We start from the raw sequence: 19,153 nt of genomic DNA, 5'->3' as shown, positions 1-19,153 counted from the left end.
AGCCTGCCTCCACCCTGGGTTAGAGAGCAGGCCCCGTCGTGTTCCATGGCGATTCGTAAAGCTCGTAGAGCGCCACCGCCGCTGCCCCCTGCGCCCACAGCTCGTCGCTCGCAATGTCGAAAACCAGCTCGGCGACGCCGGCCAGCGAAGGCGGCACGGCGGCGTTGTAGCTGTCGCGAATACTGGCGATGAAGGGTTCGCCGAGCTCGAGGCTGGAGCCGGTGATAATGACGCGCGGCGGCGCAAACAGCGTGACGATATTGGCAAGCGTCAGGCCCAGTGCCGCGCCTGCGCGCAGGGCCGCCGCAATCAGTTCGTGGTCTTCGGCCGCAATCAGCGCATGGGCATGCTGCATGCCACGGCCGAGCCGGATCGCTTCGGCAAAACGCCCGTCCACGGGGCGAGAGCCGAGAATGGCATTTTCGCCCGCCTGGCTCGCCAGCCGCACCGTACCCTCGCTGGCAAGGCCGATCACGAGGTCGCCGAGATTGTGGCTGAGGCCGCCGGCACCGCGAAACAGCTGGTTCTGGTGCAGCACGCCAAGCCCCAGCGTCTGTTCGAGCGAAATCAGCACCATGTCTTCCAGATCGCGCGCATGGCCGAACCAGTGGTGGGCGAGCGTGATGGCGTGGGCGTCGCTTTCGATGATGGTCGGCGAATTCAGCCGTGCTGTCATTTCCTGCGCAAAATTGACGTTCACTTCCCGCAGGATGGGGCTGCTGCGGATCTTGCCGGTGCGATGTTCGATGACGCCGGGAAGGCCAAGGCAGACCATGTCCACATCTTCCAGCGACAGCCCGGCATCGACGACACAGCGGCGCACCCCGTCCTCCACCAGATCGGCAATGACGCCGATCGGCTGGCGGTCGACGCGGATCGGCAGGGGGAGGGTGGACAGCACGTTACCGCAGAAATCGGTAACGACGAAGACCATGCGGCTTGCCGCGATCTTGGCGCCAACCACGCGGGCCGCATCCGGGTTCAGCTCCAGCATCACCCGTGGCCTGCCGCGCGCGCCTTCGGTGCGGATATCTCCGAGGTGACGGGTCAGGATCAGCCCGTCATCGAGCAGAGAGGCGGTGATCGCCGAAACGGTGGTGGTGGAAAGCTGCGTTCTTTCGCTGATTTCCACCCGGGATATCGGCCCGTGGCGGCGGATGCTGTCAAGCACGCTCAGCCTGTTGATCGCGCGCATCAATTCTGGGTCTGCGGTCTTCATGGGGTCCTGCTGCGATCAATGCCGGTTCGAGAACCGATTTATGTCGGGTTACGGATTAAATAACGGTGTAGGGGAGGGGTGTGTCAAGCTGTTCGCGCAAAAAATCGGCAACCTGCCTTGACATTGAGCGAGGCCTAATGTGAATTAATCCGCATTGGGGAATAAATGAGGAAATCCCCGAGGGAGGATCACCATCATGACGATTTGGCACGCAGGCGCAAGCCTGAGCGGCAGGCTGACAGGCTTTGCCGCAACGACAAGCATTGCTCTCATGCTCGGCGCGGCCAGCGCCTCGGCCGCAACGGTCGTTAAATGGATGCATGTGGAACTGGACCCGAAAGCCGTGGCCGTCTGGGAGGAGATTGCCAAGGATTTCGAGACCAAGCATCCTGATGTGGATGTGCAGCTGCAATTCCTGGAGAACGAGGCATTCAAGGCGAAATTGCCGACCCTCTTACAGTCCAACGACGTACCGGATTTCTTCTATAGCTGGGGCGGCGGCGTTCTTGAGGAACAGTCCAAAACCGGCGCGCTGAAGGATCTGACCGAAGTTTTCGACGCTGATGGCGGCAAGCTTCGGCAGGCCTATAATGCTTCCGCAATCGACGGATTGTCGTTTGACGGCAAGGTCTGGGCCGTGCCTTACAAGGTCAGCCTCGTCAGCTTCTTTTACAACAAGGAGCTGTTTGCCAAGGCCGGCGTGAAGGCGGAAGACATCAAGACCTGGGACGATCTCGGCGCCACCGTCAAGAAAATCAAGGAAGCCGGTATCGTGCCGATTGCCGGTGGCGGCGGTGAAAAATGGCCGATCCATTTCTACTGGAGCTACCTCGTCATGCGCAATGGCGGGCAGGCCGTGTTCGATGCCGCCCGCAAGGGCGAGGGCGAAGGCTTCATGGATCCATCCATCATCAAGGCGGGCGAGCAGCTGGCCGAGTTCGGCAAGCTCGAACCCTTCCAGCCCGGTTATCTCGGCTCCACCTGGCCGCAGGCGCTTGGTGTCTTCGGTGACGGCAAGGCGGCGATGATCCTCGGCTTCGACAATACGGAGGCCAACCAGCGCAAGAATGCCGGTGACGGCAAGGGCCTTGCAGCCGACAATATCGGCCGCTTCGCCTTTCCCGCCGTCGACGGCGGGGCCGGCAAGGCCACCGACACGCTGGGCGGGCTGAATGGCTGGGCGGTCACGAAGAACGCCTCCAAGGAAGCGCTCGATTTCGCGGCATTCCTGACCAGCAAGGAAAGCGAAGAGAAGATGGCAGCAGCCGGCATGATACTGCCCGTTGCGACGGGTGCTGACGGTGCGGTGAAAAACCCGCTGCTGGCGGATTCGGCCAAGCAGCTTGCCGGTTCCACCTGGCATCAGAACTTCTTCGACCAGACCCTGGGCGCAGCCGTTGGCCGCGTCGTCAACGATGTCTCCGTCGAGATCGTCTCCGGCCAGATGAGTGCGGAAGAGGGCGCCAAGCAAATTCAGGATGCTTTCGAGCTTCGCTGATTTTCGGTTCCATGACGGCGCCGCGCGGGACGCGGCGCCGCAGTATCTGCCTGAATGAAAGCGGATAGAGATGACGGATATTTCCATGACTTCTGCGTCCATAACGGCGCGCGGCGCAACGAAGACAAAGCGCAAGCAAAGCTCGGTCGCGCATGACCGGGCGCTGACCCTGCTGGTCTTCCTGCCGCCCGCACTTCTGCTCTTTACCCTGTTCGTCATCCTGCCCATGGGCGAGGCGGCGTGGTACAGCCTTTACCGCTGGAACGGTTACGGCACGCCGACCGATTTCGTGGGTCTGAGGAATTTTCAGGTGCTGTTCGGCAATGCCGCCTTTTCGCAGGCGCTGCTGAATAACGGCCTTATCATCCTGATTTCGGTGCTGATCCAGATTCCGCTGGCGATCTGGCTTGCCATGATGCTGGCGCACCGCCTTCCGGGCGTCGTCGCCTTCCGGCTGGTGTTTTTCCTGCCCTACGTCTTGGCGGATGTCGCGGCCGGCCTGATCTGGCGTTTCGTCTATGATGGAGACTATGGCCTGTTCGCCGCCATTTCCAATTTCTTCGGCTTCGCCAATCCTTACGTGCTGGCGGACAAGGATGTGGCGATCTATGCCGTGCTTGGCGTCATCGTCTGGAAATATTTCGGTTTCCACATGATGCTGTTCATCGCCGGCCTTCAATCCGTCGACAAGAATGTTCTGGAGGCGGCGGAAATCGATGGCGCGACGGGCTGGCAGAAATTCCGGTATGTCACGCTGCCGATGCTCGGTTCCACGGTGCGACTGTCCGTCTTCTTCGCGGTGATCGGCTCGCTGCAACTGTTCGACATGATCATGCCGCTCACCGGCGGCGGTCCGTCCAACTCCACGCAAACCATGGTCACGTTCCTCTACACCTACGGCGTCATGCGCATGCAGGTGGGGCTTGGCAGCGCGGTCGGCGTCGTTCTTTTCATCATCTGCGTGACGCTCGCCTTCGGTTACAAAAGGATTTTCATGCGCCATGACTGACACATCCACCTCCGTCCGCATGCCGCTGCAAACAAAGCTCTACCTTTATATATCGCTGAGCCTGATCGCGGCTATCGTACTCATCCCGTTGCTCACCACCGCACTTGGCGGCTTCAAGACGCTGGGAGACCTGCGGGTCAACCCGTTCGGCATTCCTGCCGAATGGCAGTGGGCCAATTACGGCGATATTCTCTTCGGCAAGCGCTACTGGCTGCAGATTTTCAACTCGCTGGTCATCGCGCTGTTGACGGTGTTCCTGACGCTCACCGTTTCGGCCATGGCGGCCTTCACCTTCGCGCATGTGAAGTTCTTCGGCTCGTCCTTCCTGCTCAATTATTTCCTGCTGGGGCTGATGTTCCCGGCAGCAACCGCGATCCTGCCGCTGTTCATCCGCATCCGCGATCTCGGCCTGCTCGATACCTATTGGGGCGTGGTGCTGCCGCAGGTGGCCTTCGGGCTGGGCATGAGCATTCTCCTGTTTCGCAATTATTTCCGCAATCTGCCGGAGGAGCTGTTTCAGGCCGCTTTCGTGGATGGTTGCGGCTATCTGCGCTTCTTCTGGCACATTTCGATGCCGCTCTCGCGGCCCATCGTGGCGACCGTCGGCATCGTCTCCTTCGTCGGCAGCTGGAACAGCTACATCCTGCCGCTGATCATGCTGAATTCGGAATCGAAATATCCCTGGCCGCTCGGTATCATGGTCTATCGCGGCGAATTCGGCACGGAATGGCAGCTGGTGCTTGCCTTCATCACTTTGACGATCCTGCCGACCGTCATCGTTTTCTTCCTCGCACAGAAACACATCATCGCGGGCCTGACGGCCGGTGCCGTCAAATCGTGACTTGAAAGGAGCAAACATGGCTTCCGTCGAACTGAGAGATATCCGCAAGTCCTATGCCGCGCTCGATGTCATTCACGGCATCTCGCTTGATATTACGGACGGCGAATTCATCGCGCTGGTCGGACCTTCGGGCTGCGGCAAGTCCACGCTCCTGCGCATGATCGCCGGCCTGGAGGAAATCACCGATGGGGATATCCTCATCGGCGGCACCGTCGTTAACGGCATGACCCCGCGCGAGCGCAACATCGCCATGGTGTTCCAGTCCTATGCGCTTTATCCGCATATGACGGTCGCCGAAAACATGGGCTTCAACCTGAAGCTCGCCGGCCAGCCGAAGAACATCATTGAAGAACGCGTGGCGGAAGCGGCGCGCATGCTCGATCTCGGCAAGCTTCTGGATCGCAAGCCCTCGCAGCTTTCCGGCGGCCAGCGCCAGCGCGTCGCCATGGGCCGCGCCGTGGTGCGCAATCCGGCCGTCTTCCTGTTCGATGAGCCGCTGTCCAATCTCGATGCCAAGCTGCGCGTGCAGATGCGGAGCGAAATCAAGACCCTGCATCAGAAAGTTGGCACGACTTCCATCTATGTCACCCATGACCAGATCGAGGCGATGACGCTGGCGGACCGGGTGGTGGTGCTCAATCACGGCCGTATCGAGCAGCAGGGCACGCCACTCGAACTTTACAAGACGCCTGCCAATCTCTTCGTTGCCGCCTTCATCGGCTCACCGGCCATGAACCTCATCGAAGGCGTAGTCGATGGTGAGGGCGATCAGCCCGCGGCCCGGCTGAAGGACGGAACCGCGATCCGCATCGCCGCCACACGCAAGGTCAAGCGCGGCCAGCCGGTGACGATCGGTCTGAGACCGGAACATATCGGCTCGACCGTCGGCGGCGATATCTCGCTGTCCGGCAGGACGGTGCTGGTGGAGCCGACCGGTGCGCAGACGCATGTGGTCTTCGAACTGGCGGGCGATCAGGTGACGGCGGTGGTGGATGGTGAGCAGCTGGTCAAGGTTAACACCCCCTTTGCCGCCACTGTCCATCATGAGCGCGTCCACGTGTTCGACAGGGCGAGCGGGCTGGCGCTTTAGCCGCTTTCTGGTTTTTTAGCGAAGAGCGAAATTCTCTCGCCCCTTGGCATTTGGGGGCTTGTTTGAAAATAACCAGCGGTTAGCTTGGCGATTGGGAGCAAAAGCGGTTTACTGCTAAACTGTATCGATACAGGGAGGAGATTTCATGAGAACGATCAAGGGGCCGGGTCTTTTTCTCGGTCAGTTTGCCGGTGATGCCGCACCTTTCAACAGCTGGGACGGCATTACCAAATGGGCGGCGGAAAAGGGTTACGCCGGTGTGCAGGTGCCGACCTGGGCCGGACAATTGATCGATCTCAGAAAAGCGGCGGAATCGAAGGATTATTGCGACGAATTCGCCGGTGTCGCCCGCCAGAATGGCGTTGAGGTGACCGAGCTTTCCACCCATTTGCAGGGCCAGCTGGTTGCCGTTCACCCGGTCTATGACGAGGCCTTTGACGGTTTTGCCGCGCCGGAAGTGCGCGGCAATCCGAAGGCCCGCCAGCAATGGGCGGTGGAGCAGGTGAAGCTGGCGCTGAAAGCGTCGAAGAATCTCGGCATCAAGGCCCATGCGACCTTTTCGGGCGCTCTCGCCTGGCCGTTCATCTATCCCTGGCCGCAGCGACCGGCCGGTCTGGTGGAAACCGCTTTTGACGAGCTGGCGAAACGCTGGACGCCGATCCTCGATTATGCCGATGAGCAGGGCGTGGATGTCTGCTACGAAATCCATCCGGGCGAAGACCTGCACGATGGCGTCACCTTTGAGATGTTTCTGGAACGGGTGAAGAACCACAAGCGCGCCAACATGCTCTACGACCCGTCGCATTACGTGCTGCAATGCCTCGATTATCTCGACAATATCGATATTTACAAAGACCGCATCAAGATGTTCCACGTCAAGGATGCGGAGTTCAATCCGACCGGCCGACAGGGCGTTTATGGCGGTTACCAGGGCTGGGTCAATCGCGCCGGCCGCTTCCGCTCGCTGGGGGATGGACAGGTTGATTTCGGTGCGGTCTTCTCCAGGATGGCGGCCAATGATTTCGACGGCTGGGCCGTGGTCGAGTGGGAATGCGCGCTGAAACACCCCGAAGACGGCGCCCGTGAAGGCGCGGAATTCGTCAAGCACCATATCATCCGCGTCACCGAAAAAGCCTTTGATGACTTCGCATCTGCTGGCACCGACGATGCGGCCAACCGGCGCATGCTTGGGCTTTGAAAGCATTTCCAGGAAAAGTGTGAGCGGCTTTCCGTGCGGAAATGCGCTTAAAAAAATGCCGAGGAGATATTATGGCTATTGAAGGAAAAACAACCGACAAGGCGAACAGGCGCATTCGCCTTGGCATGGTGGGCGGCGGTTCGGGCGCATTTATCGGCGGCGTTCACCGCATGGCCGCGCGGCTCGACAATCGCTTCGATCTCGTGGCGGGTGCCCTGTCGTCCACGCCGGAAAAATCCATTGCCTCCGGGCAGGAGCTCGGGCTTGATCCGGAACGTTGCTATGGCTCGTTCGAGGAAATGGCCGAGAAGGAAGCACTTCGCGAGGATGGCATCGAGGCGGTCGCGATCGTCACGCCCAACCATGTGCACTATCCGGCGGCAAAGGCATTTCTGGAACGCGGCATCCATGTCATCTGCGACAAACCGCTGACCTCCAATCTGGAGGATGCCAAGAAGCTGAAGGAGGTGGCGGACAAGGCCGATGCGCTGTTCATCCTGACGCATAATTACACCGGTTATCCCATGGTTCGGCATGCACGGGAACTGGTACAGTCCGGCGCACTCGGGACTATCCGTCTGGTGCAGATGGAATATCCACAGGACTGGCTGACGGAGGCGGTGGAACAGACGGGCGCGAAACAGGCCGTCTGGCGCACCGATCCGGCGCAATCCGGCGTGGGCGGTTCAACGGGCGATATCGGCACCCATGCCTATAATCTCGGCTGCTTCATTTCCGGTCTGGAAGCCGATGAGCTTGCGGCGGATGTGCACACTTTTGTCGAGGGCCGACGGCTGGATGACAATGCGCATGTGATGCTGCGCTTCAAACCCAATGGCGGCAAGCAGGCGGCCAAGGGTCTGCTCTGGTGCAGCCAGGTTGCGGTGGGTCACGAAAACGGGCTGAAAATCCGTGTTTACGGCGACAAGGCCGGTCTCGAGTGGACGCAGGCCGATCCGAACTATCTGTGGTTCACGAGGCTCGGCGAGCCGAAGCAGCTCATCACCCGCGGCGGCGCCGGGGCAGGGGCCGCAGCCGCACGCGTCACCCGCATTCCTTCCGGCCATCCGGAAGGTTACCTCGAAGCCTTCGCGACCATCTATACCGAGGCCGCGCATGCCATCGAGGCTCGCCGCACCGGCTCGGCGCTGGACAAGGCGGTTATCTATCCAACCGTCGATGACGGCGTCAAAGGTGTCGCCTTCGTCACGGCGTGCGTTGAATCCGGCAGGAAGAATGGTGGTTGGGTGAAGCTGTAACAGAGCAGGGGGCATCAACTGTCCCAAGCTGCTGACAACCCATCCTCGCATTCCACGTCATCCTCGGGCTTGACCCGAGGATCCATTACCCGGTGCGACCATGGATCCTCGGGTCAAGCCCGAGGATGACGGAGGAGGGGTCGTCTTACCATCGATGGGAAAACATAAATGCTGAGCGCATGCGGCTCGTCGCCTTCGTCATCGCTCGGCCAAAGCTTGGACTCCTTGATTAGAGGTTTGGTCTCACCCCATCTGACGACGTTATCAATTAACGCGTGTCGTCTGCTGCTGCGCCCGTTCCGTCACGGGGCAACCGTCCTGAACCTTGGTCCAGGACGAGACGTTGAGTTTCATCTCGCAGCGCGCGAGATAAGAGCCGCCATCGACCTTTAGACAGGATGTTTGGCCGAGTTCGAACATGACGCCGCGATTTCGGCATTTGCAATTGTGGGCATCCGCCAAGGTAGGAATAAGGGCCATGATGAGGCCAAGTATGAGCACTCCAGGACGCATGGCTGAGGCTCCAAGTGACACGCCTCCAGATTATACCTGTCAGAAGGCATAGTCAAAAATGGGCTCTGCCTGCTGATGCACGTGCCCGGGCGGGGATAGCCGCCTCGAATTCTCCCGCGTTCACCCGATCAAAATCGCCCTGATATCATTTACATTCGTCAGCGTCGGACCCGTCACCACAAGATCGCCGGCTGCCTTGAAAGCGGTATAGCTATCGTGGGTCACGAGCGACTGACGCGGGTCAGCGCCGGCATTGCGCATGCGCACCAGCGTATCCGGCGTCACCAGCGCGCCGGCTGCATCCTCGACGCCGTCAATGCCGTCGCTGTCGCCGGCAATGGCCCAGATACCCTCTGCGCCCTTCAGCGTCAGTGCAAGGCTCAGCAGGAATTCCGTGTTGCGCCCCCCCTTGCCGGCGGGCCCCTTGCCGATTGTCACCGTGGTTTCGCCGCCGGAAAGCAGCACGGCCGGGCCTTTGAGCGGCAGACCCTTGCGGCTGGCGGACAGTGCGATACCGGCCATGACGGCGCCGACATCCTTGGATTCGCCTTCAAGGGAATCGCCGAGGATGAGTGGTGTAAGGCCGAGCCTGACGGCCTCATCAGCCGCCGCCTGCAGGGCGAGCGAGGGCGCCGCGATCATCCTGACATCCTCGTCGATATCGCCGTCCTTCGGTGTTTCCTCACCTTTTTCCAATACTTTGCGCACCGTTTCGGGAAGGTCGAGTTCGTAGCGTGAGACGATTTCCCGCACGGTTTTAATGTCGCTCGGATCGGCAACCGTCGGGCCGGAGGCAATTTCGGAGGGGTCGTCGCCGGGGACATCGGAAATCAGCAGCGACACCACCTTGGCCGGCTTGGCAGCCAGCGCCAGCCGTCCACCCTTGATGCGGGAAAGGTGCTTGCGCACGGCGTTCATTTCGGAAATCGTCGCGCCGCTGGCAAGCAGGGCACGATTGACGGCCATCTTGTCCGCAAGGGTCATGCCTTCGGCGGGGGCGACCATCAGCGCCGAACCGCCGCCGGAAATCAGCGCGATCACCATGTCGTCGGCCGTCAGCCCCTCAACGGCGGCGAGAATGCGTTTTGCCGCTTCCGCGCTCATATCGTCAGGCACCGGATGCGATGCTTCGATGATCTCGATGCGTGTGGTCGGGACAGCATGGCCGTAACGCGTCACCACCACACCGGAAAGATCGACATGCGGCCATGCCGCTTCCAGCGCTGCGGCCATGGCGGCCGAGGCTTTGCCCGCGCCCACCACCACGCAGCGGCCCTTGGGCGGCGAAGGAAGGTGGCGTTGCAGCACCTTTGCAGGATCGGCGCTCGCGACTGCCGCCATGAATATGCGGTTGAGAGCGTCTCTTGCGGACGCGTCGTTCCATGTGCTCATCGGTTCATACTCCGATCCAGAGGAAGCCGAGCGCGAACACGGCCGGCAGCGCCTGAATGAACAGGATTTTCATATTGGCGGTGATGGCGCCGAAAATTCCGGCCACCAGAACGCAGGCAAGAAAGAAGACCTTGAAGCTCAGCCCTTCATCGCCCTGGATCAGCCCATAGACCAGCCCGGCGGCCAGAAACCCGTTATAAAGCCCCTGATTGGCGGCCAGCACTTTCGTCTGCCGGGCGAAATCCGCCGAAAGACCGAAGGCCCTGCGGCCGGCGGGCTTTTCCCACAGCAGCATTTCCAGAATGACGATGTAAAGATGGATGGCCGCAACCACGGCAATCAGAATGCTGGCGATCATCGGCGGTTTCCTCCAAAACCCTGATGTCCGTGGCACATCGGTTCCCGTGAGAAGAACGGCAGCGAGCGGACAATTCCGTTTTAACGGCGGGACGAGGCGCTGCAAGGCCAGAATCTTCTCTTCCCGTGCAAACTGTTGATGAGCGGCAGTCTGTTGCTTGACTCTTTGCCGAAATAGGAACAAAACAAGAACAATAGTGATGAATAACCGGAATTGAAACCCGTCATGCCATGCAAAAGCGCGCGGACCAGTTGCTCGTTGTCGAAGAGCTGCGTGAAAGGCTGGAAAGGATCGGTAACGGCCCTCAGCGCCTGCACGAGACCTTGCCTTTCGGCGTGGATGCCATCGACCATCACCTGCCGGGAGGCGGGCTAAAGCTCGGTTGCCTGCATGAGGTGAGCGGCGGCGGCAATGGCGCTGCCGATGGTGCGGCGGCGGCCCTTTTTGCGGCCGGTGTGGCAGCAAGGCTGTCCGGCAAGGTTTTATGGTGCGTGACCCGGCGAGATCTGTTCATGCCGGGATTGACGCAGGCCGGGCTGTCGCAGAACCGGGTCATCATCGTTGAATGCCGCGATGAAAAAGGTGTGCTCGACTGTTTCGAGGAGGGCTTGCGCTGCAATGGTTTCGGCGCGGTGATGGGTGAATTGGCGAAGTTGCCAATGAATGCCTCGCGGCGGCTGCAACTGGCGGCGGAAACCTCTGGTGTTACCGGCATCGCCATCCGCCGTTTCCGGCGCGCGGCCGATGCGGCGCTGTTCGGCGAGCCGACGGCGGCGGTGACCCGCTGGCGTGTCTCGGTCCGGCCCTCTTCGCCCTTGCCGGTGCCGGGTGTGGGCAGGCCGCGCTGGTTTCTGGAACTTTTGCGATGTCGCGGCGGCGAAAGTGCTGAATTTGAAGTGGAAGCCTGTGATGCAAAGGGTCGTCTCGCTCTACCTGCCGACATGGCCGACGGATCGCTTCCGGCGTCTTTCGGGCAAGGACGCGCCGCCGGTTGAAAAGCCGCTGGTCATGATCGGCCGCCAGGGCAGCCGCCGGCTGGTGCTGGCGCTCGACAAGGCGGCAAAGGCGGCTGGCATCCGGCCCGGCACGCCGGTCAGCAAGGCGCAGGCGCTGGTGCCGGGTCTTCTCGTCGAAAATCTGGATGCGGGCGCCGATGCCCGCGCCCTGCAGCAGCTCGCATTTCACTTCCTGCGCATCTACGCCCCCATCGTCGCCGCCGATCCACCGGACGGGCTGGTGCTTGATACGGCGGGGGCAGACCATCTGCACGGCAATGAGACGCTGATGCTGAGCGGCATGGTCAACCGCCTGCATGCCACCGGTTTTGCAGCCCGCGCCGCCATTGCCGATAGCTGGGGAGCGGCCCATGCGCTTGCCCGTTTCGGCCGTGAGGAAATCAGCATCGTGCCGCCGGGTGCCCAGCGGGCGGTGATCAGTGGATTGCCGCTTTCCGCGCTCCGGCTGGAGGAGCGTATCGTGTCAGGCTTGAAGGTGCTCGGCTTCCGTACCATCGGCGAGCTTGCCGAGGCTCCGCGCGCGCCGCTTACCCTGCGTTTCGGCCCGGAACTCGTCCGTCGCCTTTCCCAGGCTTTCGGGGAGATCGGCGAACCCATAGAACCGGTGCACGTGGCCGAGCTGGTGGAGGTGCGGCGCGCCTTTCCCGAGCCGATTGCGGCGGCGGAGACGATTGCCCGTTATACACAGAAGCTTGTTGCAGGCCTTTGCGCAGCGCTTGAAAAACGCGGCCTCGGTGCACGTCGCGTCGATCTGGTGCTGCACCGGGTGGATAGCGGCCTGCAGGCGGTGCGGGCCGGCACCTCCAGACCGGTGCGCGATGTCAAACAGCTGGTTCGGCTCCTGACCGACCGGATCGACACCATCGATCCCGGCTTCGGCATCGAGATGATGGTGCTGACCGCCACCCATGCCGAGCCGCTTGTGGCTGTACAGGCCCGTTCCTCGCTTCTGGAGGAAGGCCGTGCGGACATCGCCGATACGGTGGATGTCATCCTCAATCGCGGCCATAGGGTCTATCGTTATGCAGCGGTGGCAAGCGACGTGCCGGAACGTTCCGTTGCCCCCGTGGCGGCGCTTGCGCTTGAGGATACGCTCGGCTGGCCCGGCCACTGGCCCCGCCCTGTCAGGCTTTTTGCAAGGCCGGAACCCATCGAGACGCTGGCGCTGCTGCCCGACCACCCGCCGCGTTATTTCCTCTGGAAAGGCGTGCGCCACAATGTGCGGCGCGCCGACGGGCCGGAACGGGTGTTCGGCGAATGGTGGAAACGCGACCGGGAAAAGGCGGCCGTGCGCGATTATTTCACGGTGGAAAACGAAAGCGGAGAGCGTTTCTGGATTTTCCGCTCCGGTGATGGCGAACATGCCGAGACGGGTTCGCAGGGCTGGTTCATCCATGGGGTCTTCGCATGAGCACGCCGCGTTATGCCGAGCTGCAGGTGACCACGCATTTTTCCTTCCTGCGCGGCGCAAGCTCCTGCGAGGAGCTGTTCGAACAGGCCAAAAATCTCGGCATCGAGACGCTGGGCATCGTGGATCGCAACAGCCTTGCGGGCATTCCCCGCGCTTATGAAGCCGCCAATAATCATGGCATCCGACTTGTCATCGGCTGCCGGCTCGATCTGGATGACGATCTTTCCGTGCTTGTTTACCCCATGGATCGCCCAGCTTATGGGCGGCTTTGCCGGCTGCTTTCCGTTGGCAAGAAAAGGGGTGGCAAGGGCAAATGCCGGCTGACATGGGATGACCTCGTCGCCTATGGCGAAGGCCTGATCGTGGTGCTGCTTGCCGATCTCGCCGATGATCTCTGCGCGCTTCGCCTGCGGCGACTGAAAGCCGCTTTTGCGGACCGGGCCTATATGGCGCTGAGCCTCAGAAGACGGCCCAACGACCAGATGCGGCTTTTCGAACTGTCTGGGATGGCCGAAGCCGCTGGTGTGCCGACAGTGGTGACCAATGACGTACTGTTTCATGTGCCCGAGCGGCGCATGCTGCAGGATGTCGTTACCTGCATCCGGCATAATTGCACCATCGACGAGGCGGGTTTCCGGCGCGAACGCCATGCCGACCGCTATATGAAACCACCGGAAGAGATGCACCGGCTGTTTGCCCGCTACCCGGAAGCGCTCTCCCGCAGCCTCGAAATCGCGAAACGCTGCAAATTTTCGCTGAAGGAACTGGTCTATCAATACCCTGAAGAGCGCAGTCTGCCGGGGCTGACGGCGCAGCAGGCGCTGGAGAAGCTCGTCTGGGAAGCGGTGCCAGGGCGTTATCCGGATGGTCTGCCGGAGAAGGTGAAAAGGGCGTTGCATCATGAACTTGGCCTGATCGGAAGGCTGGAATATGCGCCCTATTTCCTGACGGTGAATGCCATCGTCCGCCATGCGCGCTCGCTGGATATTCTCTGTCAGGGGCGTGGCTCGGCCGCCAATTCGGTGGTCTGTTACGTGCTCGGCATCACTGCCATCGATCCCGTCAAGGTCGATCTCCTGTTCGAACGTTTTGTTTCGGAAGAACGGCGCGAACCGCCTGACATCGACGTGGATTTCGAGCATCAGCGGCGCGAAGAGGTCATCCAGTGGGTTTATGACACCTATGGTCGCGACAAGGCCGCGCTCTGTTCGGTCGTCACCCGTTATCGCGGGCGCGGGGCGCTTCGCGATGTCGGCAAGGTTTTGGGCCTGCCGGAAGATTTGACCAAACTTCTGTCCTCGCAGGTCTGGCGCTGGAGCGAAGGGGTGGGTGAAAAACAGGTGCAGGAGCTGAACCTCAATATGGAGGATAGACGCCTGAAACTCGCCTTCGAGCTGGCCAACCAGCTTGTCGGCACGCCGCGCCATCACAGCCAGCATCCGGGCGGCTTCGTTCTGACCCATGACCGGCTGGACGAGCTGGTGCCGATCGAACCCGCCGCCATGGACGACCGGCAGATCATCGAATGGGACAAGGACGATATCGATGTCGTCAAGTTCATGAAGATGGATTGCCTGGCGCTCGGCATGCTCTCCTGCATGAAGCGCGGTTTCAACATGCTGGAAGAGCGCACGGGCGTTAAATACGATCTCGCCACTGTCCCGCAGGATGATGACCCCACCTATGCCATGATCCAGAAAGCCGATACGCTCGGCACCTTCCAGATTGAAAGCCGGGCGCAGATGTCCATGCTGCCGCGGTTGAAGCCAAAGATATTCTACGATCTCGTCATTCAGGTCGCCATCGTTCGTCCCGGTCCCATTCAGGGCGATATGGTGCACCCCTATCTTCGTCGCCGTGACAAAAAAGAAGAGGAACATTATCCGAAGGAGGAATTGAGAGGCGTGCTGGGCAAAACGCTGGGCGTGCCGCTGTTTCAGGAGCAGGCGATGCGCGTCGCCATCGAATGCGCCGGTTTTTCACCCGGCAAGGCGGATCAGTTGCGTCGCGCCATGGCGACCTTCAAGAATGTCGGCACCATCTCCAAATTCCGGCAGGATATGATCGATGGCATGGTGGAGCGCGGTTATGAGCAAGAATTCGCCGAACGCATCTTCAAGCAGCTGGAAGGGTTCGGCAGCTATGGTTTTCCTGAAAGCCATGCGGCCTCCTTCGCGCTGATCGCCTATGCCTCCTCATGGCTGAAATGCCATCATCCCGATATTTTCTGCACGGCGCTTCTCAATTCACAACCCATGGGGTTTTACGCCCCGGCGCAGATCGTGCGTGATGCGCGCGATCATGGCGTGGAGGTGCGCCCGGTCTGCGTCAATAACAGCCGTTTTGATTGTACGCTGGAGCCTACGGGCAAGAAGAATGGCAAGGGTGAGGAGCGGTTTGCCGTGCGGCTTGGCCTGCGCATGGTGAAGGGGCTTTCCAACAAACATGCTGCCGATATCGTCACCGGTCGGCAGGATCGGCCTTTCGCCTCCGTCGACGATCTGTGGCGAAGGGCGGGTGTTCCCGCCGCTGCCCTAGTCTGTCTGGCCGAAGCCGATGCCTTTCTACCGTCGCTTTCGCTTGCCAGACGCGAGGCGCTCTGGGCCATCAAGGCCCTGCGGGATGAGCCGCTGCCGCTTTTCGCGGCTGCCGCCAGCCGGGAAAATGCCGTGGTGGACGAGCTTCAGGAGCCATCCGTCACGCTCAGGCCCATGACGGATGGCGGCGAGGTGGTGCAGGATTACGGCCATGTGGGGCTGACGCTGCGCGAACACCCCATGACCTTCCTGCGGCGCGACCTTTCCCGCCGCCGCATCGTCACCTGCGCGGAGGCGGTGCGTGTGCGGGATGGCACATGGCTGGAAACGGCGGGCCTCGTTCTGGTGCGTCAGCGCCCCGGTTCGGCAAAGGGCGTGATCTTCATGACGCTGGAGGACGAGACGGGCATCGCCAACGCTGTCCTTTGGGTCAAGACCTTCGAAAAATACCGGCGCGTGGTGCTGTCCGCCGGCATGGTCGGTATTTACGGCAAGATCCAGCGGGAAGGCGAGGTGGTGCATCTGGTCGCCCACCGGTTGACCGACCTGTCGGAGGCGCTGGCAAGCGTGGGTGAGCGCAACCACGCCTTTCCCCTGCCGCACGGGCGTGGCGATGAGTTTCACCATGGTATTCCACCGGAAGATCACCGTGCAAACAGGAAACATCCGCCGCCTGCCGCCCATCATGAAGATGAGGTGGAGCGGATAAAGGTCATCTCCCGCAACTTCCACTGAGACGAAGGCTTGGCTCATCTTTTGCGCGCCACGATGTAGGGGCGCCTGTCTTTGCCCTTCGTGGCATGGATTTCCGTAGCCAGAATGTCGAAGCCGCCCGCCATTATATGCCGGCCCAGTTCGGTCGCATTGAACACGCCGGCATAGGGTGCCTTGCCGATCGCCCGCATCACCGGCAGCACAAGGCGGATAAGCGGGTTCATATCGCCGACGCAGGGTGTCTTGGTGATCAACAGTCCCTGCGCGCCAAGCAGGGAATGGATATGCTGCAATGTGCCGGGCAGGTCGCGGACCAGATGAAGATAATTGAAACCCAGCACCGCATTAAACGGCACGTCGCCAGGCAGGATTGCTTCCGCAGTCGCTACACGGAAGGCAAGGTTTGAAAGAGCGCCGGCGGCGGATTTTCGCTCCTCGGCAATCGCGATCATGTCAGCGGAAATATCCGTCGCAAGGTAGTCTTTGACACCGCCCGCCAGCCGGATTGCCGTTGTCCCGGTGCCGCAGCCCAGTTCCAGCACCCTGTCATCCGGTTTCAGCAGGGCGCGGGTTCGCTCCAGCGTTCGCTCATATCCCGCTTCATCCGAAACTCTGCCCTTTGCATATTTCCGCGCGCTCCGGTTCCAGAAACGGGCGTCGTCGGCAATGCTCATGGTGGATGCTCCCCGGACGGCGCCCTTCCGCTTCAGGCGTATCTGCTCTCACGCAATATCCTATCCGGTTTGTTTGACGCTTTTAAGCTGCATCCTCCAGCCCGGCTGTGTCCTTCCTGCGGAACTGGCTGGGCGGCGCGCCGATCACGCGTTTGAAGGCACGGCTGAAGGAGGCTTCGGAATCGTAGCCGAGTTTTTCCGCCGCCAGCGTCACGCGCATGCCCTCACGCAGCCACAACCGCGCCTGATGCATGCGAATGCGCACCACATAACGCGCCGGGCTTTCACCCACCACGCGGGTGAAGCGTTCCGCGAAACTGGAGCGGGATGCGCCCATCAGGGAGGCAAGCTCTTCCACGCTCCAGTCCTTTTCGGGGGTGAGGTGGATGGCGGCCAGCACCCGCCCAAGTTCGGGATTGCGCACGGCGGCAAGCCAGCCGCTGGAATCGCCGCAGCCATATTCCACCCATGTGCGGATCAAGGTCGCCGTCAGGACATCGGCAAGCCGCGCCAGAATGCCGCCGGCACCGACGCGGTTCAGTTCCACCTCGCGCGCCATGGCTTCCAGGAGATGCGGAATGGCCGGGTCGCTTTTGGCCAGATCACTGGTTAGCATCACATCCGGCATAAGCTGCAACAGCGGGTGCAGATTATCCATGTTGAAACGCATGGAGGCGGTAAACGCCACCGTGTCGCCACCGGCGCTGGCGCATTGCATGTCAAAAATGCCCTGGCACACTTCCTTCTTGCCGAACCGGTCGAAGGGGGCGGGCCTCACATCCTCGCCGCTGCCCAGTATATGCGCATGGCCACGGGGCAGAAGCACCGCATCGCCGCATTTCAGCGTCAGCCATTCTCCAGAGGGTTTCCGCAATTTGGCCTGTCCCACGCCGATGAAATGAAACCGCGCCGCCTCCTGTTCAGGAAAGGCTGTCGCCCAAGGCGTCGCCATGCGGCAGCGGCCGTATTCAACACCGTCAAGCCGCAGGCCACGCAACATTTCCGTCAGTGCATCATTCATGGCAACTCACAAATTCGGACGTTTGGTTAAGGAATGCGGATTTTCTAGCATGGAAACGCCGGGTTGTCACGCATAGGTTACGAGCATCGATTTGCGGGCGACGAGCCGGGCTCCCACCGGCTTCCTCACTTTACCATTCTGTTTCAGGGCGCATTTCAGAATGCGCATCAGGAGATTTTCATGAACACCCGGACAATCAACGAACTTGAATATGTGCCGCGCAGAAAGGAACCGGATGCGAAGTGGGCCGCCGTGGTTTCACTTTCGCTCGGCGTGTTCGGACTGGTGACGGCGGAATTCCTGCCGGTCAGCCTTCTGACACCACTTTCGACAGATCTTTCCATCAGTTCCGGCATTGCCGGCCAGTCCATCACCGTCACGGCGCTGGTTGCGGCGGTGGCTGGTCCCGGCGTTGTCATCGGCACACGCAGCATCGACCGCCGCTGGACTTTGCTCGGGCTCACCATGCTCTTGATCATCTCCAGCACGCTGGCTGCCTTTGCCAATGGTCTTTTCATGCTGTTTGCATCGCGCGTCCTGCTTGGCATCGGCCTTGGCGGCTTCTGGGCCATGTCGGCAGCGCTGGCGCTGAGGCTCGTGCCGCTCGATAAGATGCCGCGCGCCATGGCCATCATTCTGACGGGCGTTTCGGTCGCCACCGTCTGCGCTGCCCCGGTGGGTGCATGGATCGGCGCGACGCTCGGCTGGCGTGCGGCCTTCGTCGTCGCCGGCGTGCTCGGCGTCATTGCACTTCTCGTGCAACTGCTCACCGTTCCGTCCCTGCCGCCCGCCGGCGCGCCGGGTCTCTCCACCATGTTCCGCCTGTTGCAGCGCCCACAGGTCAGGATCGGCCTTCTGACGACGCTGTTCATTGTCGCAGGTCACTTTGCCGGCTTCACCTATGTGCGCCCGTTCCTCGAAGACGTGCCGCAGCTTGGCGTCGAGGCGATCTCGCTGGTTTTGCTGGCCTACGGTATCGGCGGCTTCTTCGGTAATCTCTTCGGCGGTTTCCTCGCCGAGAAAAACACGGCCTGGGCGGTGACGTTCGCCGCCACCCTCATCGCCGCGTCCGCCTCGGTGCTGGTGCTCGCCGGTGCATCGCCCATCGTCGCGGGCCTCGCCATCGCCTCCTGGGGCTTTGCTTTCGGCGCACTTCCGGTCAGCGTGCAGAGCTTCATCACGAGGGTCGCTTCCGATGAGGCCGAAAGCGCCGGCGCGCTTTTGCTCACCACCTTCCAGATCGCCATCTCCAGCGGTGCGGTTCTGGGCGGTCTGCTGATCGACCTTCAGGGCGCAACCATGGTCTTCGTCTTCGTGTCGATCGCCGCACTCCTCGGCGCATCGCTGATGGCGTCGCGCCGGGGTGTGGTGCCGCAGATCGAGAAGTCGCAGGGGTAAGATAC

Annotated in this window: 16 protein-coding genes; 10 read left to right on the top strand and 6 right to left on the bottom strand. The window is 61.2% G+C overall.

Translation table 11 applies throughout. The features are described from left to right. Window positions 1-19: 19 nt before the first annotated feature. Complete coding sequence (locus OK142_RS06990; RefSeq protein WP_498681836.1) at window positions 20-1,219, bottom strand: ROK family protein; 1,200 nt, start codon at window positions 1,217-1,219, stop codon at window positions 20-22. Window positions 1,220-1,415: 196 nt separating this feature from the next. Between OK142_RS06990 and OK142_RS06985 the strand changes: the two genes are divergently transcribed. From OK142_RS06985 to OK142_RS06960, 6 genes are all read left to right on the top strand, one after another. Beyond that, window positions 1,416-2,717: an ABC transporter substrate-binding protein gene (locus tag OK142_RS06985; RefSeq protein ID WP_498681835.1), complete on the top strand. Its 1,302-nt coding sequence runs from the start codon at window positions 1,416-1,418 to the stop codon at window positions 2,715-2,717. A gap of 70 nt (window positions 2,718-2,787) precedes the next feature. Beyond that, entirely contained in the window at window positions 2,788-3,726 is a 939-nt protein-coding gene (locus OK142_RS06980) for a carbohydrate ABC transporter permease (protein ID WP_498681833.1), read from the top strand. Further along, a complete protein-coding gene (locus OK142_RS06975; RefSeq protein WP_020809465.1) occupies window positions 3,719-4,567 on the top strand; it encodes a carbohydrate ABC transporter permease in 849 nt (282 codons plus the stop codon). The genes OK142_RS06980 and OK142_RS06975 overlap by 8 nt, the downstream gene beginning before the upstream one ends. 16 nt (window positions 4,568-4,583) lie before the next feature. Continuing rightward, entirely contained in the window at window positions 4,584-5,657 is a 1,074-nt protein-coding gene (locus OK142_RS06970; protein ID WP_498681830.1) for an ABC transporter ATP-binding protein, read from the top strand. A 145-nt stretch (window positions 5,658-5,802) separates the two neighbouring features. Then, complete coding sequence (locus tag OK142_RS06965) at window positions 5,803-6,855, top strand: sugar phosphate isomerase/epimerase family protein (RefSeq protein WP_498681828.1); 1,053 nt, start codon at window positions 5,803-5,805, stop codon at window positions 6,853-6,855. Window positions 6,856-6,926: 71 nt separating this feature from the next. Beyond that, window positions 6,927-8,114: a Gfo/Idh/MocA family protein gene (locus OK142_RS06960; RefSeq protein ID WP_498681827.1), complete on the top strand. Its 1,188-nt coding sequence runs from the start codon at window positions 6,927-6,929 to the stop codon at window positions 8,112-8,114. A gap of 264 nt (window positions 8,115-8,378) precedes the next feature. Here the strand turns inward: OK142_RS06960 and OK142_RS06955 are convergent, their stop codons facing one another. The 3 genes from OK142_RS06955 to OK142_RS06945 form a co-directional block, all read right to left on the bottom strand. Continuing rightward, on the bottom strand, window positions 8,379-8,627 hold the full coding sequence (locus OK142_RS06955) for a hypothetical protein (protein WP_082185807.1): 249 nt from the start codon (window positions 8,625-8,627) through the stop codon (window positions 8,379-8,381). 120 nt (window positions 8,628-8,747) lie between these two features. Beyond that, window positions 8,748-10,019 carry a glycerate kinase type-2 family protein gene (locus OK142_RS06950; protein ID WP_498681825.1) on the bottom strand — a complete coding sequence of 424 codons (1,272 nt, stop codon included), beginning with the start codon at window positions 10,017-10,019 and terminating at the stop codon, window positions 8,748-8,750. 4 nt (window positions 10,020-10,023) lie between these two features. Continuing rightward, window positions 10,024-10,377: a DUF1304 domain-containing protein gene (locus OK142_RS06945; protein ID WP_003500906.1), complete on the bottom strand. Its 354-nt coding sequence runs from the start codon at window positions 10,375-10,377 to the stop codon at window positions 10,024-10,026. A 230-nt stretch (window positions 10,378-10,607) separates the two neighbouring features. Here OK142_RS06945 and OK142_RS06940 point away from each other — a divergent pair, with 230 nt between their 5' ends. Genes OK142_RS06940 through OK142_RS06930 form a run of 3 tightly spaced genes read left to right on the top strand, consistent with a single transcriptional unit; the run spans window position 10,608 to window position 16,076 of the window. Beyond that, on the top strand, window positions 10,608-11,372 hold the full coding sequence (locus OK142_RS06940) for an ImuA family protein (RefSeq protein ID WP_003500907.1): 765 nt from the start codon (window positions 10,608-10,610) through the stop codon (window positions 11,370-11,372). Next, window positions 11,287-12,804, top strand: a complete 1,518-nt coding sequence (locus OK142_RS06935) for a Y-family DNA polymerase (RefSeq protein WP_498681824.1) — start codon at window positions 11,287-11,289, stop codon at window positions 12,802-12,804. Before OK142_RS06940 ends, OK142_RS06935 begins: the two co-directional genes overlap by 86 nt. Continuing rightward, window positions 12,801-16,076 (top strand): error-prone DNA polymerase, encoded by a 3,276-nt coding sequence (locus OK142_RS06930; RefSeq protein ID WP_498681823.1) that lies wholly within the window; start codon window positions 12,801-12,803, stop codon window positions 16,074-16,076. Before OK142_RS06935 ends, OK142_RS06930 begins: the two co-directional genes overlap by 4 nt. 14 nt (window positions 16,077-16,090) lie before the next feature. On the opposite strand, the gene OK142_RS06925 is transcribed toward OK142_RS06930, so the two are convergent. Then, complete coding sequence (locus OK142_RS06925; protein WP_498681822.1) at window positions 16,091-16,729, bottom strand: class I SAM-dependent methyltransferase; 639 nt, start codon at window positions 16,727-16,729, stop codon at window positions 16,091-16,093. 82 nt (window positions 16,730-16,811) lie between these two features. Beyond that, on the bottom strand, window positions 16,812-17,750 hold the full coding sequence (locus OK142_RS06920) for an AraC family transcriptional regulator (protein ID WP_082185811.1): 939 nt from the start codon (window positions 17,748-17,750) through the stop codon (window positions 16,812-16,814). A 180-nt stretch (window positions 17,751-17,930) separates the two neighbouring features. On the opposite strand from OK142_RS06920, the gene OK142_RS06915 reads away from it, so the two are divergent. Beyond that, window positions 17,931-19,148 carry an MFS transporter gene (locus OK142_RS06915; protein ID WP_498681820.1) on the top strand — a complete coding sequence of 406 codons (1,218 nt, stop codon included), beginning with the start codon at window positions 17,931-17,933 and terminating at the stop codon, window positions 19,146-19,148. Window positions 19,149-19,153 lie beyond the last annotated feature (5 nt).

This window comes from Agrobacterium sp. BT-220-3 (genome assembly GCF_025910175.1).
In the GTDB taxonomy this organism is placed as follows: domain Bacteria; phylum Pseudomonadota; class Alphaproteobacteria; order Rhizobiales; family Rhizobiaceae; genus Agrobacterium; species Agrobacterium oryzihabitans.
This window is presented reverse-complemented; position numbering and strand designations above follow the sequence as displayed.